This is a genomic window from Asticcacaulis machinosus (assembly GCF_028550435.1).
GTDB classification, from domain to species: Bacteria; Pseudomonadota; Alphaproteobacteria; order Caulobacterales; family Caulobacteraceae; genus Asticcacaulis; species Asticcacaulis machinosus.
On sequence record NZ_JAQQKV010000001.1, the window covers coordinates 1,509,647 to 1,527,802 of the forward strand.

Annotated in this window: 18 protein-coding genes and 1 tRNA gene; 6 read left to right on the top strand and 13 right to left on the bottom strand. The window is 54.6% G+C overall.

All coding sequences use genetic code 11. From position 1 onward, the window contains the following. Positions 1 to 60: 60 nt before the first annotated feature. From metH to PQU98_RS06980, 7 genes are all read right to left on the bottom strand, one after another. Positions 61 to 2,724 carry a methionine synthase gene (gene metH, locus PQU98_RS06950; RefSeq protein ID WP_272744177.1) on the bottom strand — a complete coding sequence of 888 codons (2,664 nt, stop codon included), beginning with the start codon at positions 2,722 to 2,724 and terminating at the stop codon, positions 61 to 63. Next, positions 2,724 to 3,362 (bottom strand): hypothetical protein, encoded by a 639-nt coding sequence (locus tag PQU98_RS06955; protein ID WP_272744178.1) that lies wholly within the window; start codon positions 3,360 to 3,362, stop codon positions 2,724 to 2,726. The genes metH and PQU98_RS06955 overlap by 1 nt, the downstream gene beginning before the upstream one ends. A 10-nt stretch (positions 3,363 to 3,372) precedes the next feature. Continuing rightward, positions 3,373 to 3,990 carry a hypothetical protein gene (locus PQU98_RS06960; RefSeq protein ID WP_272744179.1) on the bottom strand — a complete coding sequence of 206 codons (618 nt, stop codon included), beginning with the start codon at positions 3,988 to 3,990 and terminating at the stop codon, positions 3,373 to 3,375. Between the two features lie 24 nt (positions 3,991 to 4,014). Next, positions 4,015 to 5,079, bottom strand: coding sequence for a homocysteine S-methyltransferase family protein (locus PQU98_RS06965; protein WP_272744180.1), 1,065 nt, complete (start codon positions 5,077 to 5,079; stop codon positions 4,015 to 4,017). A gap of 68 nt (positions 5,080 to 5,147) precedes the next feature. Further along, on the bottom strand, positions 5,148 to 5,900 hold the full coding sequence (locus tag PQU98_RS06970; RefSeq protein WP_272744181.1) for a class I SAM-dependent methyltransferase: 753 nt from the start codon (positions 5,898 to 5,900) through the stop codon (positions 5,148 to 5,150). Between the two features lie 42 nt (positions 5,901 to 5,942). Then, positions 5,943 to 6,863: a methylenetetrahydrofolate reductase [NAD(P)H] gene (metF, locus tag PQU98_RS06975; protein WP_272744182.1), complete on the bottom strand. Its 921-nt coding sequence runs from the start codon at positions 6,861 to 6,863 to the stop codon at positions 5,943 to 5,945. Positions 6,864 to 6,884: 21 nt separating this feature from the next. Then, entirely contained in the window at positions 6,885 to 7,850 is a 966-nt protein-coding gene (locus PQU98_RS06980) for an ArsR/SmtB family transcription factor (protein WP_272744183.1), read from the bottom strand. A 128-nt stretch (positions 7,851 to 7,978) separates the two neighbouring features. Here PQU98_RS06980 and PQU98_RS06985 point away from each other — a divergent pair, with 128 nt between their 5' ends. From PQU98_RS06985 to PQU98_RS06995, 3 genes are all read left to right on the top strand, one after another. Further along, positions 7,979 to 8,788, top strand: a complete 810-nt coding sequence (locus tag PQU98_RS06985) for a carbon-nitrogen hydrolase family protein (RefSeq protein ID WP_272744184.1) — start codon at positions 7,979 to 7,981, stop codon at positions 8,786 to 8,788. 83 nt (positions 8,789 to 8,871) lie between these two features. Then, positions 8,872 to 9,282 (top strand): DUF983 domain-containing protein, encoded by a 411-nt coding sequence (locus PQU98_RS06990; protein WP_272744185.1) that lies wholly within the window; start codon positions 8,872 to 8,874, stop codon positions 9,280 to 9,282. Between the two features lie 136 nt (positions 9,283 to 9,418). Next, complete coding sequence (locus PQU98_RS06995) at positions 9,419 to 9,601, top strand: YegP family protein (protein ID WP_189485564.1); 183 nt, start codon at positions 9,419 to 9,421, stop codon at positions 9,599 to 9,601. A 60-nt stretch (positions 9,602 to 9,661) separates the two neighbouring features. On the opposite strand, the gene PQU98_RS07000 is transcribed toward PQU98_RS06995, so the two are convergent. The 3 genes from PQU98_RS07000 to ppa form a co-directional block, all read right to left on the bottom strand. Beyond that, complete coding sequence (locus PQU98_RS07000) at positions 9,662 to 9,919, bottom strand: hypothetical protein (protein ID WP_272744186.1); 258 nt, start codon at positions 9,917 to 9,919, stop codon at positions 9,662 to 9,664. Between the two features lie 396 nt (positions 9,920 to 10,315). Beyond that, on the bottom strand, positions 10,316 to 10,720 hold the full coding sequence (locus tag PQU98_RS07005; protein WP_272744187.1) for a YidB family protein: 405 nt from the start codon (positions 10,718 to 10,720) through the stop codon (positions 10,316 to 10,318). Positions 10,721 to 10,917: 197 nt separating this feature from the next. Next, positions 10,918 to 11,454 carry an inorganic diphosphatase gene (ppa, locus tag PQU98_RS07010; protein WP_272744188.1) on the bottom strand — a complete coding sequence of 179 codons (537 nt, stop codon included), beginning with the start codon at positions 11,452 to 11,454 and terminating at the stop codon, positions 10,918 to 10,920. A gap of 218 nt (positions 11,455 to 11,672) precedes the next feature. On the opposite strand from ppa, the gene PQU98_RS07015 reads away from it, so the two are divergent. Continuing rightward, a complete protein-coding gene (locus PQU98_RS07015; RefSeq protein WP_272744189.1) occupies positions 11,673 to 12,485 on the top strand; it encodes a DUF599 domain-containing protein in 813 nt (270 codons plus the stop codon). 249 nt (positions 12,486 to 12,734) lie between these two features. Here the strand turns inward: PQU98_RS07015 and PQU98_RS07020 are convergent, their stop codons facing one another. Then, positions 12,735 to 13,622, bottom strand: a complete 888-nt coding sequence (locus PQU98_RS07020; RefSeq protein ID WP_272744190.1) for an N-formylglutamate amidohydrolase — start codon at positions 13,620 to 13,622, stop codon at positions 12,735 to 12,737. A gap of 129 nt (positions 13,623 to 13,751) precedes the next feature. On the opposite strand from PQU98_RS07020, the gene PQU98_RS07025 reads away from it, so the two are divergent. Continuing rightward, positions 13,752 to 14,108 (top strand): response regulator, encoded by a 357-nt coding sequence (locus PQU98_RS07025; RefSeq protein ID WP_272744191.1) that lies wholly within the window; start codon positions 13,752 to 13,754, stop codon positions 14,106 to 14,108. A 100-nt stretch (positions 14,109 to 14,208) separates the two neighbouring features. Continuing rightward, positions 14,209 to 14,283 (top strand) — tRNA-Val (locus PQU98_RS07030). Between the two features lie 262 nt (positions 14,284 to 14,545). On the opposite strand, the gene PQU98_RS07035 is transcribed toward PQU98_RS07030, so the two are convergent. Then, on the bottom strand, positions 14,546 to 15,739 hold the full coding sequence (locus PQU98_RS07035; RefSeq protein WP_272744192.1) for a phosphatidylinositol-specific phospholipase C1-like protein: 1,194 nt from the start codon (positions 15,737 to 15,739) through the stop codon (positions 14,546 to 14,548). Between the two features lie 104 nt (positions 15,740 to 15,843). Then, the gene (locus PQU98_RS07040) at positions 15,844 to 18,111 is read right to left on the bottom strand and encodes a TonB-dependent receptor (RefSeq protein ID WP_272744193.1); all 2,268 of its coding nucleotides are present in this window, start codon (positions 18,109 to 18,111) and stop codon (positions 15,844 to 15,846) included. Between the last annotated feature and the right edge of the window lie 45 nt (positions 18,112 to 18,156).

The window sequence follows — 18,156 nt, forward strand, 5'->3', positions numbered from 1 at the left end:
CCCCTCTTCTATTTGATCCATAAGATCAAATAGAAGCTCCCCCTGCAACAGGGGGAGTTCTTAAGACGGTATATAATTCAAAATCGGAGACAACCACCGCTCGGCCTCATCAACAGCCCAGCCCTTGCGGCGGGCATAGTCTTCGACCTGATCTTTTTCGATCTTGCCGACGCCGAAATAATGGGCTTTCGGGTGCGCAAAATAGAGCCCCGACACCGACGCCGGTGGGGTCATGGCCAAGCTTTCGGTCAGTTCCATACCCGTCCGCGCCCGCGCATCCAGCAGGTCAAACAGCGTCCATTTTTCGGTATGATCAGGCTGCGCCGGATAGCCCGGCGCCGGACGGATACCCTTATACTGCTCGGCAATCAGACCGGCGATATCGAGGTCTTCGTCAACCGCATAGGCCCACAGTTCACGGCGCACCTTTTTATGCAGGCTTTCCGCAAAGGCTTCGGCCAGACGATCGGCCAGAGCGGTGGCCAGAATGGCGTTATAATCATCGCCAGCATCTTTGAACTTTTTGGCGATTTCCAGCTCACCATGCCCTGCCGTGACCGCAAAGCCGCCAATCCAGTCGGGCGTGCCATATGGTGCCACAAAATCCGATAGCGCCAGATTGCTCTGGTCGGCGCGCGGTTTTTTCATCTGTTGGCGCAGGGTGTGGAACTTGGCGATAACCTTGGTCCGCGTCTCATCTTCATAGACTTCGATATCGTCATCGTCGGTGGCATTGGCAGGCCAGAACCCGACCACGCCGCGCGCTTCAAACCATTTCTCGGTCAGGATGCGCGCCAGCATTTCCTGCGCGTCTTTGTACAATCCACGCGCCGCTTCACCAACGATATCGTCCTCTAAGATATCCGGGAACCGCCCCGCCAGTTCCCAGGTCGCAAAGAATGGTGTCCAGTCGATATGCTCGGCCAGATCATTCAGATCATAGGGACTGAACGTGCGCACGCCCAGAAAGGTTGGTGCGACCGGCGGTTCCGCAACAAAATCAATCAAGAATTTGCGCTCACGCGCTTCGTTAAGGTCTGAGCGGGGCTTGTTATCGCCCTTGCCGTAAGCGTCTCGTACCTTGACGTAATCGGCCTTGGTATCAGCCACAAATTTCGGTTTATCGGTCTCACTCAGCAATTGCGACACCACCCCCACAGCGCGGGAGGCGTCGAGCACATAGACCACCTGATCATTGGAATAGCCCGGTTCGATCTTGACCGCCGTGTGGGTTTTGGAGGTCGTCGCCCCACCGATCAGCAGCGGAATATCAAAGCCGGTGCGCTGCATTTCGCGCGCCACAAACACCATTTCATCAAGGCTCGGTGTGATCAGGCCGCTCAGGCCAATCATATCGACCTTATGTTCCTTCGCTTCGGCCAGAATCCGATCCGCCGGCACCATGACGCCCAGGTCGATGACTTCGTAATTATTACATTGCAACACAACGCCGACGATATTTTTGCCGATATCGTGGACGTCGCCCTTAACCGTCGCCATCAGGATCTTGCCCGCCGCCTGATAGGCTCCGCCGTCGGCGACATGCTGCTGCTTTTCCGCTTCCATAAAGGGCATGAGGTAGGCCACGGATTGCTTCATGACGCGGGCGGATTTCACGACCTGCGGCAGGAACATCTTGCCGGCCCCGAACAGGTCACCGACCACGTTCATCCCGGCCATCAGCGGCCCTTCGATGACGTGCAGAGGGCGCGCGGCTTGCAGGCGGGCCTCTTCGGTGTCGGCATCGATAAATTCGGTGATGCCATTGACCAGCGCGTGTTTCAGGCGCTCCTCAACTGTCCCTTCGCGCCAGGCCAGCGTCTTAGCCTCGACCTGACCTTTTTCGCCTTTGTACTTGGGCGCGAGATCAACCAGATATTCCGTGTTCGATACGTTATGCCGCTGGGGCCGGTTCAAAATAACGTCTTCGACGGCCTCACGCAGTTCCGGGTCGATGTCGTCATAGACCGGCAGGTCACCGGCATTGACGATGCCCATGTCCATGCCAGCATTAATGGCGTGGTAGAGGAACACCGAGTGGATCGCGCGGCGCACGGGCTCATTGCCGCGGAAGGAGAACGACACGTTCGACACCCCGCCCGATATGCGCGCATAGGGCAAGGTCGCCTTGATGACCTTAACGGCCTCAATAAAATCGACGGCGTAGTTATCGTGCTCTTCGATCCCCGTCGCGACCGCGAATATATTAGGGTCGAAAATGATGTCTTCAGCCGGAAACCCGACCTCGTTCACCAGAATATTATAGGCGCGGGTGCAGATTTCGATCTTGCGCTTGGCCGTGTCGGCCTGGCCCACCTCATCAAACGCCATGACCACGACGGCGGCCCCGTAACGCAGACATTTAATGGCCTCGGCGCGGAACTTATCCTCGCCCTCCTTCATGGAGATCGAGTTGACGATGGCCTTGCCCTGCACGCACTTCAGGCCGGTCTCGATCACTTCCCATTTGGAACTGTCTATCATCACCGGCACGCGGGCGATATCGGGTTCCGCCGCCAGCAGATTCAGATAGGTGCGCATGGCCACCACCGAATCGAGCAGGCCTTCGTCCATGTTTACGTCGATGATCGCCGCCCCGGCCTCGACCTGCTGACGCGCGACATCGAGCGCGGCGCTATAATTGCCCTCGATGACCAGTTTCTTGAACTTGGCGGAGCCGGTGACGTTGGTGCGTTCACCGATATTGATAAAGGAAGGTCGCATTAATTCGGATCATAATTTTTGATTTTTAGAAGCTGCACTTGGCGCTTCACAAGCGTCTTGATGTCCCTGTAAGCCTGATCAGAATCAAGTGCAATCGCTTCACGATCTAATTTGTCAGCCAACGCACAAAGAGATACATAAAATCTTCGGCAGCTCACGCTTCTTAAAAGGATACTGTTAAGAACATTGGTTTCAAAAACCTGTCGTGACGACATGATTTCGGACTTCCCCGCTTCGTAATAGCCCAGATCACGGCGTCCAAGCATATGCTTGACGCAGTTTTCAGACCAGCGGGTGAACAGGTCAACAGAGATCAGACCTTTAGCGAAATACTCCCATTCAAGTTCACGCTGTTGCCAATACTGATAATAATATTGCAAAACTTCGTGGCGCGTTATGGTTGCATCACCAGCCTGGAACCGCCCCTGCAAGTCACGGCGCATAGCGGCAGTGCGCGTGAAATTCTCATAAAATTGCAGCAGGGCCTGTCCCGATATTTCACCCGCCGAAAGCCGCGCCTGAGCTTTTATTTGCAGAAATGCAACAAATACAGAAATCGCAATTACAGGAAAAGCCAAAATAGATATAAAGCTTTCCAAATCCTGCCAATTACTAATTTTCCAGTTTATATCCATCATAGCACAACAATCACAAACTTTTTATACTACGTTTATTCATATAACTTTGAATATATTTTGAAACCTCAGACATCCTCTTATCTTTTGGTATAATGCCATGCTCATACCGCCCCACACCGATTTGATAAAGTCCCAGATAGAATTCGTAAAAATAATGATGATTTTTATAAACACTATCAATAAATTTAGTAACAAATACATCTCTAGAATTCAGATTTTGGTGGATGCCTTCTTTGTCAAAATATGGCACATCAAGTTCACCTGACATCATTCCATAACTATATAAACACCACCCTCGAAAGGTATGATAAGGAATAAGCCCGGCTTCAAAAAAGTCCCATTGGTGACTGGTATGAAGCCAGTACTTGGCATAGTATGTATAAGCCGTTCGATAATTTATGGTTTTATCGTCGCGCTCATATCGTTCCTTCAGGTTCTGTAAATAGTCTGAGATAAGGCGATATCCGGCACTGTTTGATGCAAGCCCATTAAATGTCAGATCCTTACGACTTATATCGGCCTGGATTCTGATTTGCCTGAAAGCCAGATAGACAGATAAAAGAATAAACGGAGCCGAAAACGCTGTAACTATACCGCCCACATCTTCCCATGATTTGATCTCAAGCATCCCCGCCCCCGCGTAAAACCAGTTTTATATTAACTCAAACGGTTCTAGCCCCGCAAGGCGCATGGCCTTGGGGCGGTCAGGCACAGGGCGCGGTGTGATGCCGCGCACTTCATCGGCCACATGGCGGATATGATCGGGCGTGGTGCCGCAGCAGCCGCCCAGGATATTGACGATCCCGTCTTTCGCCCATTCATGCAGTTCGTGGGCGGTCTCATGAGGTTGCTCATCATACTGCCCCATAGCATTGGGCAGGCCGGCATTGGGATAGGCGGCCACCAGCGTATCGGCCACCCGCGACAGCTCCGCGATATGCGGGCGCATCAGATCGGCCCCTAACGCGCAGTTAAAGCCAATCGCGAACGGCTTGGCGTGCTTGACCGAGTTCCAGAAGGCCTCGGCGGTCTGGCCTGACAAAGTGCGTCCCGACCGGTCGGTGATCGTGCCCGAAATCCAGATCGGCAGCTTTTCCTGTTCTTCGTCTTCGAGGTCTAAAATCGCCTTCAACGCGGCCTTGCAGTTGAGCGTATCGGTAATGGTTTCAATCAGATAGAGATCGACCCCGCCCTGATAGAGCGCCCTCACCTGCTGCTTATAGGCCTCATAGACCTGATCAAAGGTCACCAGCCGTGCGCCGGGATCGTTCACGTCCGACGACATGCTGAGCATCTTGTTCAGCGGCCCGATGGAGCCGGCGGCAAAGCGCGGTTTATGCGGCTCCTTGGCCGTCCACGCATCGGCGGCGGCGCGGGCCAGCTTGGCGCCTTCATAATTGATGTCCCAACACGCCTGCGCATCCAGATGATAATCATCCTGAGCAATCGTGGTGGCCGAAAAGGTATTGGTCTCACTGATATCCGCACCAGCCTCGAAATAGGCATTGTGCAGGTCGGTGATGATATCCGGCCGCGTCAGGCACAATATATCATTATTGCCCTTCATCTGGCCGACGTGATCCGCAAAGCGCTCACCGCGAAAGTCTTCTTCGCTCAGGTCACGGCGCTGAATCATCACGCCCCATGAGCCATCCAAAATCAGAATGCGCTCTTTGGAAGCGGCATAAAGCGCTTCAATGCGTTCGGAGCGGGTCATAGGGTAAGCACCTTTTAGTTTAAGCCATTTCGCGGTCATCACTCAGTTATGCGCATGACGTGCGGTTTTCAAGACGACAGATCATCCGAAGTCTTAGCAGACTTCCTGACCAGCCGGATATTCAGTTCCGTGTTCAGCCCAGCGGGCAAGATACTTGCCGGACTTGAGCGGGTTGCCACCACCTGAAACCACGGCGCAACCGCCTTGATCAGCGCCTTGTGGTCAAAGCCCAGATGGTGTGGATAATAGGCCATGTCAGGGGTCATCCACACCTTATGGCGCTCAAAGCCCGCATCCCCTTGTGCCGCCCGCCATATGCGTCGCCAATCCGTATCAAAATCCTGACGCCGCTGCGACCGGAACAGGCCCTTAACAACAGCGATCGGCCCTGTCTCGACCGGCACGCCAATAATCAGTTCACCACCGGGTTTCAGTATCCGATACATTTCCTTAAGCGCCGCCTTCGTCTCTTCCGGCGGCAAATGCTCAAAAACTTCGAGGCAGAAAACCGCATCCGCCCAGCTATCCTGAATATCAGCCGAAGCTGCCGTAAGCCTAACTCCGTCGTAGCCCATGAGATGGGCTTGCGCCTGAGTCAGGAGGTTGTGCGTGGGTTCAAAGCAGATAAACTCAGCGTCTGGCACATGCACCTTTAACCGCACGACCAACTCACCGTCACCGGCGCCGTAATCCACAATTCTGGCCTGATGACGCGGCCCAAGAAGCCTGATGGCATCTCTGAACCGTCTATTCTGCAACCAGCGTTTGAACGGATTTGGGTCATGCCGCGTCAGGGCCGCATAGCTTGGCTGCACATTCATGACCTGACCCCATAGCTTTGGACGGTAACCACGGCCTGTCCGTCAGGCGCTTACCGCCTTTACACCAAGCACCCGGCAGATGGAATAGACCAGTTCAGCACGGTTGAGGGTATAAAAATGGAAATTCTCCACCCCTTCGCGCTCAAGCTCCAGCACCTGCTCTACCGCCACCGCCGACGCCAGCAGTTTGCGCGTTTCGGCATCATCATCCAGCCCGTCAAACAGTTCGGCAAGCCACCCCGGCACATTGGCTTCGCAGGCCGCAGCCATGCGTTTTAAGCCTTTGAAATTGGTCACCGGCATGATCCCCGGCGTCAATTCAATCTCAATACCGGCGTCCGCCACCGCATCGCGGAACCGGAGGTAAGTTTCCGGCTCAAAGAAGAACTGGCTGATGCCACGCGTGGCCCCGGCATCGACCTTTTGGCGCAGGACATCCAGATCGAAATCCAGCGACGGCGATTGGGGATGCTTTTCCGGGTACACGCCCACGCTGACCTCAAAATCGCCAATACGCTTGATAGCTGCCGTTAATTCAGTCGCGTTCTGATAGCCATCGGCGCGGGGGGTATATTGCCCGTCCTGAAGCCCTGTCGGCGGATCACCGCGCAGGGCCACAATGTGACGCACACCGGCGGCCCAGTATTCACGGATGACCTCATCAACCTCTGCGCGTGACGCCTCAACGCAAGTCAGGTGAGCGGCGGGCTTTAGCGAAGTCTCATCCAGAATACGCTTGACCGTACGATGGGTACGCTCACGGGTCGAACCACCGGCCCCATAGGTCACCGACACAAACGACGGATTAAGCCCCTCAAGCCGGCGGATAGAATTCCACAGGCTCAGTTCCATTTCTTCCGATTTAGGCGGAAAAAACTCGAACGAAATATTGAGATGGCTGCCGCCGGATGACACCGAACGCGCAATGGAACTCAGGCGGGTTTGCAGATTGGGGCTTATCATAGTGAGGTCTTTATTTTTGAATTAGTCTTTGCGCGCCAGCCAGATGCGGACGGTGAGGCCCGCGCCATCGATCGGCGGCAGGGCCGTGTCGTTAATGAGCGTAAGATTCGCCCGCATCAGCCAGCCGGACATATCGTCATCACTGATGCCTAAGCGCCTATGCTGATATTGCTCCCGCATGTGCTCCAGGCCATGTGGCGCGAAATCGACCACCAGCAGACGCCCGCCGGGTTTAAGGATACGTCCGGCCTCGCGCACCGCCTGCACCGGATCAGGCAGGAAGTGCAACACCTGATGCACGATTACCAGATCGGCACTGTCCGCGCTAAGTCGTGTGTCGGCAATATCGCCGTGGCGAAACTCAAGCTTGACGTTCGATTTCAGGTCGCTTTCGGTGGTTTTGGCGCGGGCGACATTGAGCATCTGCTGCGACAGATCAAGGCCGGTCGCGGTCTTGGCGCGCGGCCCTAACAAGGTCAGCATGCGCCCGGAACCCGTGCCTAAGTCCACTAAATGATCAAACGGCTGATGCCCTAAAATACCCACGATCGCCGCTTCGACATCGGCTTCAGATATGTGGTGTGAGCGGATTTCGTCCCACCGGCCCGCGATATTTTCAAAATAGCTCTGGGCCGATTTCAGGCGTTGCGCGTGAATGTCATCCAGTGCGCGCACATCATCAGCATAGTCATCGCCCAGGGCATCCAGCACCGCCGTCACCAGCGGACGGATGGCCGGCGCATCTGAGGCCCGGTAGAACACCCAGGCACCGTCCGGAAAGCGGTCAATCAGCCCGGCCTCGCTCATCAGCTTCAAATGACGCGAGACACGCGGCTGGCTCTGGTTTAAAATCTGCACCAGTTCCATGACCGACAGCTCCTCATCGGCCAGCAACCGCAGCAGGCGCAGACGCGTCGGCTCACCGGCCGCCTTTAAGGCCTCCAGCAGCGCCGCCGCACCCAACACAGGATTCGATTTCGATCTCATATAACCATATAAAGATATCTTTATATGGTATGCAAGCTTTTGTTTTCGCTGAGCACGATAAGACGTGATTTTGCACTAAAAAACGCGCCATCTTGCGAAACTACCGCGTCGCCTTCACAATAACCCACATGCTGATGGCCACCGCTCAAAGCCTTGTAACACAAGATCCACATCAAAATGGACAGGAAATTCGCGCCCTGATGCAACAGGCCCATGACGCCGGAGCGCGTCTTATTCATTTCCCCGAAGGTGCCATGTCGGGCTATCAGGTTTCTAACCCGCAGTGGGAAGCCCTGCACGAAGAACTTGAACTTACCGCAACGCTGGCCAAAAATTTGAATCTTTGGACGATATTGGGCAGCGAACATCGCCTGACACCCCCTAACCGCCCACATAATAGCCTTTACGTCATCTCAGATTCCGGAGACGTGGTGGCTAGGTATGATAAACGCCTATGCTCACACAATGAGATCAATCATCACTACACCCCCGGCAACACCCCAATCGTCTTTTCAATCGACGGCTTCACTTTTGGCTGCGCCCTCTGCATTGAGATTAATTTTCCGGAACTCTTTCTTGAATATGAAAATTTGGGCGTCGATTGCCTGCTGCTGTCTTCCTATTCACAAAACCCCATTTTTGGCATCATGGCTCAGGGCCATGCGGCCGCAAATAATTACTGGTTCAGTATTTCCGTACCCGCGCAGTTCGCAAGCGCCCTGCCCGCTGGCCTTATCGGCCCCGATGGCTATTGGATCAGTCAGTGCCGAACGGACGCAGCTACCGATCTGTGTTTCGCACACTTAGATCGCATGTCCCCCGCGTTCGACATCGCTCTCAACAAAGCCCGACCGTGGCGAAAAACGGCGAGAGAGGGCAGCATTTACAGAGACAATCTGATTTGTGACCCACGCAGTGAGAATAAAGCTAGTTTCTGATTTAAACGGTCAGCAAACCTGCGACCGTATGGCACAGCCTGCGTGACTTGATCTTTATATCCTGATAAGCCAACTAGGTTATTATGAGCACGAACGCATCTGAGCCAAATCTATCTGAGCACGCCATGACCGCTGAAAAGCCTACCCTTATGACCGCCATCAAGCGGGGTCTCAACCGGCGCTGCCCGGCCTGTGGCGAAGGCCGCGCCTTTAAGGGCTACCTCAAGGTCGTCGATGCCTGCGATCATTGCCATACGCCGCTGGGGCTATATCCGTGCGATGACGGCCCGGCCTATGTCACCATGATCATCGTCGGTCATATCGTGATCGCGCCGCTGTTTATGTTCGACAGCGTATTTATGCACTATCCGTTTGAGATCCTGATCCCGTCATCGATTGCGGTTATGGGTGCACTGACCCTGTGGCTTTTGCCCTATATCAAGGGCGGCTTTCTGGGGCTGGTCTGGCGGCACGGGTTGAAGCAGAAATCCTGACTCAGGCCGGCATAATTCCACACGGTCGGAACAATCAAAGTAATGTGATTTACACCGCCTCCGCCGCGCTTGACAGCCTGAGCGGGTTTGCGCGACATAAAGCCTCGTTTTCATGAACTTATTCACGGGGCACATCATGGCGCACACATTTGAAATCAAGAAAAACAAGGCTGGCGAATTTGTCGCCTATTTCAAATATAATTCTGAGAGCATCTTCTGGACCGAGGGTTATAGCTCAAAGGCGGGCGCCAAAAACGCCATTGAATCGATCCTGAAAAACGGCCCGAACGCGGAAATCGTCGACTCCACCGCCGACTAAACAAAAAACGCCCCGGTCGATGCCGGGGCGTTTTTTAATATCTAACGCGAACTAAATTTATTACACCCGGTCAAGGGCATCGCGAACCAGAGCGATAGCGCCTTCGGCCTCTTCGGTGCATTCCATCGACAAACGGTCGATTTCTTCCTGCGCAAATGAGCGCATCAAAAGTGCCGCCTGAGGCGACAGAGCCATGAGGGTACGCACAGATGCGCGCGCCATGGCCAGCGCAGCATCCATATCTACTAAATTCGCTGTGTCACGCGCCACTGCCAAAGCATACAGGCGCGATGCCACATCCGGGGAGGAACTTGGCATATTATTCTTCTTGGGCATGTAAGGTGAATGGGGGAACTCAGGTACAGTACACGGGTAGATAATGACAAAAACACACAGTCCCGCTAAAACTGCTGACGCCTTGCATAATTTACATTGTAACGAATATTGTGACGAAAGCTAGGCCACCCAAATTGGTCAACCATAGCGGTCATCAGTCGTCATATAATTGTAATTTAAAGACTCTTTGAAAATTGCTTTGGAAAAATTACGAATTAACCGTGTTTTTTCGTATTATTTATCATGGTAGCGCTATCAAAACGCATAATATATCGAAAAAATTGCACATCTTTGCAATAAAAACGGTATCAAGATGATGAATTATGTCGGAAATAAGGCCGCACCCGACATAATCCACACCCATTCAATCAGAATCGATCAGCGCTTGAACAAACCACCCAGCACGTCCTGAACAATACCGCCATTGCCCAATTGCCCTACGATATCACCAAGCCCATCCGCTGAGATCTGACCATTGGGGCTAAGCTTATCGATCAGGCCTGGCAGCACATCGGCGATTTGCGCCGGATTAACGCCCAGGCTCCGCGCTAACTGCCCCACCTGCTCGGAGCCCAGAACCGACTGAATTTGTTCGGCCGATACGGACAGGTTTGCACCACTACCCAGCCACGACTGCACCACATCCTGCAGACCGCCCTGAGACAAAGTGCCAACAATATCATTCAGGCCGCCGTTACCAATCAACCCTGACAAAGCCTCAATATTGAGACCGCCCTTATCGCCGCCACTCAAGGCTCCCAAAACACCATTCAGAATGTCCATAATCCGCTCCTTGATTTTTGCACTCACCCGACCTTAAGCCGTTAACCGCAGATGTGAAAAGCCGCAAATCGCACTCTGACAGGGCTTTGAGTAACAATTGCGACACCAGAGCGTTTTCCCATAGATGCGGACGACAAAACAAAAAACCCGCGCCAGATACCGGAGCGGGTTTTTCAGATCTTTAACCGGACTAAGCCTTAACCAACCTTGGCGGCCAGACGCTCCTGACCTTCACGGATCAGTTGGGCGGCCACTTCGGGCTCACCCCACCCCTTGACGGTCGTGGTCTTGTTCTTTTCCAGATCCTTGTAGTGCGCAAAGAAGTGCGTGATCTGCTCGATCAGGATTTCCGGCATCTGGCGATAGCTGGAGACATTGGTGTAGTATGGGTGCAGCTTATCAACCGGCACCGCCAGGATTTTTTCGTCCTTGCCCGCTTCATCTTCCATCAGCAGCACGCCGATAGGGCGCGAACGGATCACAACGCCCGGATAGACCGGCACCGGACCGACCACCAGAATATCGCACGGGTCACCATCATCAGCCAGGGTGTGCGGGATAAACCCGTAATTGCCGGGATAGAACATAGAGGTATAGAGAAAACGGTCGACAAACAAAGCGCCGGAATCCTTATCCAGCTCATACTTGACCGGCATGCCCCCCTGCGGGATTTCGATAATGGCGTTAATGTCCCACGGGGCGTTCGGGCCGATAGAAATCTTATCAATATTCATTTGTTTTGGCTTTTTGATCTGTATAACAAAGTTGCGCCCATTTAAGAGGTTGAGACTGTTCGCACAAGCGAAGAGTTACAAAAAGCGAAAACTTTGTATCCGCGCAGGGTAAAACCCTGTTCCCGATTGTATCGGCAGTCATTTGTTAAGCTTAATGAAATCAATCCCGTGTCAAACAAGGCACAATACCGAACGCTTCAGGCATCAGGGAGATTAACATGGCTGATCTGAATTTCTGGGCTTTAAGATTTGATATCATCGCCCTTGGTATATTCTTCATCTGCTGGTTCGGCTATGAGCACCTGATCCGGCTGTTGTCAAAGCGCCGCGGGATGCTGCTGAAAGACCTGACCGTCGTGCGCCATGCCTGGATGCGCGAAATGGTCATCCGCGATTTCAAGCTGTACGATTCCAACCTGATCGGTCACGGCGTCAATTCGGCCAGCTTTTTTGCCTCAGCTAACCTCATCCTGATTGCGGCGATCGGCGGCGCCTTGTTCAGCACCGATGTCACCTTCCAGTACGCCACCGGACTAGGAATTGACACCTCATCATCGCTGCTGGTGATCAAACTGTCGCTGGTCATTCTGTGTCTGGCGCGCGGTCTGTTGAATTTCGTCTGGGCCCTGCGCCAGATGAACTACTGCGTGGCCGCGTTCGGGGCCATACCGCTGAATGTCGATAAAGATACCGCCGAAAAATTCACCCAAGCGGCCTCGGATATCATTGATCCGGCCATGTCGAATTTTTCGCAAGGTGTGCGCGGCTATTATTTCTCGCTGGCCGCCGGGGCCTGGTTATTCGGCGCCTGGCCGCTGGCCATAGCCAGCCTGGGGGCCGTGTTCCTGCTTGGCTGGCGGCAGGCCAACTCTCAGGCGTCACGCGGACTTCGCCGGATGCGCGAATTGCTGGAGACGCATCCTTATCCCACTCGCACCCGCCCGCTGTACGAAAACGACCCTCTGCCAGCCGAGGAAATTATCGCAATGCAAAAGGCCGATAAGGCCAAACATTCGCCCGAAAACCAATAGAGACTCCCGCAAACCCAAGCCTAATCACAAACGCCTTCAGGATGTTTTTGCATTTGTAACCATACGTGATCATACAAATGTACATTTGCACTTGCGATTTTCCGCACCGCAAACTATCTTGAGCTTGTTCGACGTGTTTACGTCGATGCCCTTCCTGGGCGTTTCCTCCCTGTAGACTTTAGCCGCGCTTGTAAATAGCGCGGCTTTTTTTTGCCCGCAAACCGGCATGCGCTCACACATGCAACGGTTTCAGGCGATATTAAACGCCTTAAGGGCCTCGATCACCGTCGCCAGCGACGCCTTAAGCGGGCCATAGCCCGAAGTCGGCTCCAGACGCGCTTCATCCATGTAGATGCCGCGATTGATCTCAATCTGCAGCGCATGAACGCCCCGGTGAGGCTTACCGTATGTTTCCATCGTATAGCCGCCGGCAAAGGGCATATTCAGCCCGACTTTCAGCCCCTGCGCCTCAAACTGCTTTTTGACGAACCGCGTCAGTTCCGGTGCGCAGGTTTCCCCGTAAAGATCGCCCAGCACAATGTCCGGCAATTTGCGCTGCGGGTGAGCGCTGTTCAGCACCGATGACGGCATGGAGTGCCAGTCGATAAAGGTAACCGTGCCACATCCCGCCTGCGCCTGACGGATCAGATAGTTTAACGCATGATGATAGGGCGCATGGACGCGCTCGATGCGGATTTTGGCCTCATCATAGCCGATCGGATGGCGATGAATTTCCCTCTGCCCGCTCAGGCAGCGCGGAATAACCCCAAAGCCGGAGCGCACGCGCAGGGTCTGAGTCAGGGCGTCGCGCGGCAGCGCTCCTTTGATCAGCCGGGCATCCAGTTCACGCGGGTCACGGTTCACATCGACAAACGCCCGGCCATACACTGCGCGTACCGTGCGGATGCCTAAATCGGGCGACATGCCGATCAGGCCATCAACATAGGCATCTTCGGTTGATCGCAGAACCGTTTCCGGTTCGCGCGCACCGGCTATGAAACTATCCGGATAATAACGTCCCGAATGCGGCAGCCCGAACACCAGCGGCACAGCACGTCCGTCCTCCGGCTCGATCAGATCGACCGCTGGCAAAAAATCGCGCGACATGTGCCACAGTTTCGAAACATTCGTATCCATATTAGCTATTTAGTAGGCCATTCGTGCGAGTTCTTCATCCCTAATTTACGTCAATTGCGTTATTATCGGTTATCGACACCGGGACGGCGCCTGATCTGGACGTAAGGCGTTTAGTGATTATGGGGTACCATGAAGAAAATTCTGCTGGCTGAAGACGAAGATTCCGTACGCAGTTTCCTGACCCGCGCCCTGCAACGGGCGGGCTATGAGGTCGTAAGCTGTGCCGATGGTGACAGCGCGATTGATGCCCTCGATCAGGGGCCCTATGATCTGCTGCTGACCGATATCGTCATGCCGGGCGCCGACGGCATCGAGGTGGCCAAGGTCGCCGGCCAGCGTCAGCCGGGCCTCAAGATCATGTTCATCACCGGCTTTGCGGCCGTGGCCCTTAATGCGCAAAAGGCTTCTCCCGAAGCCAAGGTACTGGAAAAACCGGTGCATCTGCGTGAGATCGTAACTGAGGTCGAGCGCCTGATCGCGGCTTAAGCACGCTTAAATCTGATTGTGGGATTAACCCACAGATTTCCCGAAAAATGGCTTGCTATGGCGGGGAGGCTTGGTTATACACCGCTTCCTCGCATAAAGTGGACTCGTAGCTCAGCGGGAGAGCACTACGTTGACATCGTAGGGGTCACAGGTTCAATCCCTGTCGGGTCCACCATTTTACCCTTGCACACCAAGGGCTTGTGAAAAACCCTTGTTTCATCTCAAAACTTATGCGGCACGCAGGCGCTACGCTGAGATATCAAAATCTCACATAGTGCGCGAATGCAATATAGCCGTTATGTACGACGACGTAGCATTTTCATCCGCTCCGAGGACCTCACAGACATTAAACTGTCGCCTTGGGCACACAGAAAAGGACCATATCCTGACCCGGCAAGTCTGAATATGGCCTGCGATTTCGATCAACCGTATAGCCTTTACTGGCCAAGCGGGCACTTAAGCGGATTACATCGCGCAGCACCGCCGCCGGGCAGGGTCACCACATAGTCGGTGCCGTAGGCATTGCCCGGGCGGAAAAAGTCCGTGGAGACAACCTGCGCACCACTATCGAAGGCAGCCTTCGCACGGGTCATATCATTGGCCTTGGCCTCATAGGTTTCGATGTCGGAGCGCGTGCGCACGATATAGCCTTCGGCGACATAGCGTTTAATCTCCTCTGAGCGCACCAGAGCATTGTCGTACATCAGAAATGCGGCATGATCTTCCCCCGGTTCGGCGCGCAGGAAAGCCACACGGCCTTTTAGTGAGGGATGCCCGTCAAGATAGGCCTTGGTCGCCGCAGGCCCTGTGGCCGTGATCATCAGGAATACAATCTTGCCCCGTGCGGCCTTGAGGGTGGGCCAGTGCCCCGCACGAACCGCCGCATTCAATGTCGCATAGTTACCGCGCACATCATCCGGTGTAATCAGCCGCTCACGTCCCAGAACATCGATAATTTCCTGATCCAGTTCGGCAAAGCGTGCTGCATCGAACGGCACCGGCGGTGTTGGCTGCGGCAGGACAGGCAGGCCCTGGGTCTTGGCTTCCAGAAGAATGAATACCGGCACATGTCCCGGATTGGCATTCGACCATTCGCGGATCTGGGTCAGACACAGTTTCAGAGTCGGGCAATGGCTGCGAAAATCGATATCCGGCACATGCAAAACCTTGAAACCCGGCTTATCCAGATCGGTCGTATTGTGTGGTGGCAGATCGGTTACCCCTTGCGAACGCAGAAGACGATACCCTGCCGGATCAAGATAATGACCGCCCTTAGGGTCGGGATTGACATCGATTTCGAGACTGCGCAGGCCGGCATCCAGCTGGGTCTTCAGATCCGGATGGTCGTAATTCAGCCCTTCGGACAGTTTCATACCGCTGGGGTGTTCTTCCTTAAAACGGGCCATATCAGCTTCGGACATGTTGGCCGAAAACTGCGCCATCATCTTTTCTATCACCGGATCAACTACAGCCATAATCCGCTTATCGACCGGACGGGCATAGGAGTTGTGCGTACCCAGAACCTGAATTTCGTTGAGCTTAAGGTCACGAGGCGCGGTTTCGAAGTCTTTGGCGACGGCGCCATGGCTCAGGGCCGCAGCGGCCACGGCCAGAAGAAGCATGTTTTTCATAAGAAAGCTTTCAGGCAGGTTGTTGCTTTAAAGAGGTGCCCCACACCGGTTTAGCGGACCGGTGCGGGGCGATAACGCCATGACAGGGGATATGTCGCGACGACCTATTTCGAAACCGTCAGACGCACGCCAAAGAAGCGCGGTGCCGCCGGAATAACGGTGGAGATACCAAACGATTTGCCGGTATTGCCGACATCGCGGTACCATTGCGTATCGAACAGGTTCTCGGCATAGGCTTCGAAGCGCAGCGTGCCGTCCTGACGCTCGACGCCCAGACGCAGATCGGTCAGGCCGAACGCTTCCTGACGCTCTATGGTCAGGTTGTCATTGTTGAAGAAGTAGTCCGACTTCCATGAATAATTGACATTGCCATAGCCCCGCCAGTTCTGCCCGATCGGGCGGCGGTAATCGGCGCTGACCGAGTAGGTGTGCTCAGGCGCCAGACGGAACTTGTGACCGGAATAATCAACCAACGCCCCGCCGACCACTTCGTAGAATTCGTCATACTGGGTGTGCAGATAGGTATAGCTGCCGTTGAGGCTCAGTTCAGGCGTAATCTTAGTGCGGCCCAGCAGTTCAAGACCATAGGCCGAAGCCTTACCGGCATTGATCGTGCCTTTCGTCAGATCCTGAGAGCGGGTCTGGAAATCTTTATAGTCATAGCTAAAGGCAATGGCCTCGACATAGGTGCGCGGTGCGACATTCCCCTTGAAGCCGGCCTCCAGATTGACCACTTCCTCAGACTTGACCTCACTGTAGGACGGCTGGGCCACACCGCCCACCGGAGCCGCAAAACTGATCTGCGGATAACCGGCCTTGATGCCCTTGGACGCACCGGCATAGAGGTTCATGGCATCATTGATCTTATAGGTCACTGCCAGACGCGGCTGGGTCAGACCATAGGTTTGCGAATGGCTGAAGGTCTGCCCCAGAGAGTTGGACAGGCCATTAGGCAGGGCAATCGCCCGAACGCCGTCAATGGTCGAAACGGTCGAACGCTGACGCACCGTAGCATCGTCACGGGTATAACGCAGACCGGCATCAAGCACCAGACGATCGGTGGCGGCAAAGGTGATATTGCCATAGGCCGAAACCGAGTCACGGCTCAGGGCACTGTAGAGATCGGTCTGGTTACCTGTGGTCACAGGCATGCCGTAGAAGCTCGTCACCGGCGTCAAAACCCGCGGGAAGCCCGCCAGCAGATACTGTTCATTGATAATGAAGCTCAGTTCATTCTTGGTGCGGTCCTTATAGAAGGAGACACCGAACACCGACTTAAAGCGGCCTTTGTTGTCATAGCGGAAGCGGAATTCCTGACTGGTCAGCCACTGATTATCAGGATTATTCACCGGCAGGATGAACGGATAGCTGGTGCCGTCACCATCCCACGCTTCCTGGAATGTCACTTCACGGTAGCCAGTGATCGAATTCAGCGTCCAGGCATCGGAAAGCTTCCAGTCGCCCAGCAGGGTCACGCCGGTCTGACGGCGCTGCTGCGGCACCGGCAGCTCATTGCGGTCAAAGGTCGTGAACGGGTTGGTGTCCGTACCGGGGGAAGCTACCGACAAAGCCTTGGTGATGGTGGCGTTATCATTATCGGCCTGATGATCGACGATCAGGTCAAAGGCCAGAGCTTCGGAAGCTTCGTAGCGCAGAGATACGCGCGCCGCCCACAGATCATCGCTGCCGGCCGGTTTGCTCGCCGATAAGATATCCTGAAACCCTTCGCGCTCACGGCGGCGGGCGGCTACACGCACCGCCAGCTTGTCCTCGATCAGCGGCATATTGACCATGCCACCAACGCTGTAGAGGTCATAATTGCCAAGCTGGCCTTCCATATTCCAGTCATAAAGGCGCGTATTGGCCTTTTTGGTATAGACGGCCACGGCGCCGATTTCAGAACCGCGACCATAAAGGGTTCCCTGCGGGCCTTTGGCGACTTCGACGCGTTCAACGTCAAACAGTTCCTTCAGAAGGCCGCGCGAGCGCGATGTGTCGACATCGTTCAGGAAGAAGGAGATCGACGGTTCGGCAATGGCGCCGGCGTTACCGGCCTCGATGCCGCGCATGACGAAGCTGGCCGAAGAGTCTGTGGATTGCTGAACGAAGAACCCCGGCGTGCGCGTCGACAGGCGCTCAAAATCCGTGAAGTTTTCGCGGTCGATATCAGATGCCGAAAACGCCGTGATGGCCAAGGGCACGTCCTTGACAGCCTGAGTGCGCTTCTGGGCCGTAACAACGACGGTTTCCAGCTCCGCAGGCGCAGCGTCCTGAGCATACACTTGTGCGAATGGCAGCGCACTGACGCCGGTGATGAATGCCGCGCTCAAGGCGCGACGGAATGTCCTTAAGGACGACGGATTACAACGCATGGCAAACCCCTTTGGCCGAGATGTTATGGCCGGGAGATAACATTG